General features: G+C 48.3%; 1 protein-coding gene. It reads right to left on the bottom strand.

All coding sequences use genetic code 11. The features are described from left to right. Window positions 1-35 precede the first annotated feature (35 nt). Window positions 36-1,118 carry a T9SS type A sorting domain-containing protein gene (locus ACFPIB_RS17465; protein ID WP_378018760.1) on the bottom strand — a complete coding sequence of 361 codons (1,083 nt, stop codon included), beginning with the start codon at window positions 1,116-1,118 and terminating at the stop codon, window positions 36-38. Window positions 1,119-1,320: the final 202 nt, after the last annotated feature.

The following is a 1,320-nucleotide window of genomic DNA, read 5'->3' as shown; positions in this document are numbered from 1 at the left end:
TTAAGGGGTTGTTTTAATTACTAGGCTATTCAAGCTTACTGCACCACAATTTTCTGGTGGGTAGTGGCAGCGCCGTTTTGCAGGGAGATCAGGTAAATGCCTGGCTTTAAGTTATGCTGTTTCAGGTTGAGGTTCATGGTCTGGGAGCCGCTTAAGCTGCGGTCCATGATCAGGCGGCCGTTCAGGTCACGCAGTTGCACGGTAGCCGTTTCAGAGCCGGTTAAAGCGCGGTCCAGTTTCAGGTTCACTTCGCCGTTCACTACCGGGTTCGGGAATACGGTCAGTTTCATTTCAGGAGCACCTTTGCTTTCTACTACTACAATTTTGCTGTAAGCTGAAGTACCGTCATGGTCCACTTGTTTCAGGCGGTAGTAATTCTTGCCGGCAGCGGGCTGGGTGTGAGTAAAGGCATATTTATGGGCCATGGCCGTTGTGCCGTTTCCTTCCACGTAACCCACCGATTCAAAATTACGGCCATCGGTTGAGTGCTGAATCGAGAAGAAAGCATTGTTTTTCTCAGAAGCCGTTTCCCAGTCTAAAGCTACGCCTTGTCCCGCAGCAGCACCTTTAAAAGAAACCAGTTCTACCGGCAGCGGGTTGATCGGCATGTCATCGCATTCTTCGAGGTTAAAGGTAACGATGGCTACAAAATCACCGGCTTTGGCTACAATTTCGATCGTGGAGTTCTCGCCGTTATGGAAAGTGGCAGAGTCTACGATATAACGGAAAACGTCATTCTGGTCGTAGCGGTAATTGAGTGTGTTCAGGCCGGTGAATTTGATGAGCGAGTCGTTTAAGAGCGGTTGCACAGAATAAGAGAAGCGGCTGGAGTAAGAAGATTTAGGGGCAATGGCAGGCAGGTTCTGGCCCGGCAGCTCGAACATTACGTGCTCAAAGGCATAGCGGCTGGCGTTGTAGATCTTGAACTTGAGCTGGGTGGTGCCGTTTCCCTGATCCAGGGCGCCGAAATATTCGAAGCGGAAGCAGTTTTCCTCGATCACGCAGAGCGGGTCCATATTGCAGCCTTCCGGGCAGGGAATGCCTAAGGATTGGGCGCTGGCGTTAAAACCAAGGAAGGAGGAAAGCAAAAAGAGGAGCGAAAGTAAGTATGTTTTCATGGCTTTAAAGAGTAAAAGTTTTGTATCGGAATCTTTGCGTTTAATAAAGTTTGTTTTCAGTTTAGTAAAGGTTGTTTTGCTTGTTTGTGATATATGGGTTTTAACGCCGGGTTGGAAAGGGAGTTGTACTTTAGCAAGGGGCTGTTTCAGGAGTGCAATTAATTTGTTGCTAAAGTGCTAAATGGAATGGCTGAAAAGGTGA

The organism is Adhaeribacter terreus (assembly GCF_042657365.1).
Taxonomy (GTDB): Bacteria; Bacteroidota; Bacteroidia; order Cytophagales; family Hymenobacteraceae; genus Adhaeribacter_A; species Adhaeribacter_A terreus.
This window is presented reverse-complemented; position numbering and strand designations above follow the sequence as displayed.

What these genes read in the sequence shown, in the direction of transcription:
- ACFPIB_RS17465 (WP_378018760.1), bottom strand. Translation starts at nt 1,118, where the DNA reads ATGAAAACATACTTACTTTCGCTCCTCTTTTTGCTTTCCTCCTTCCTT.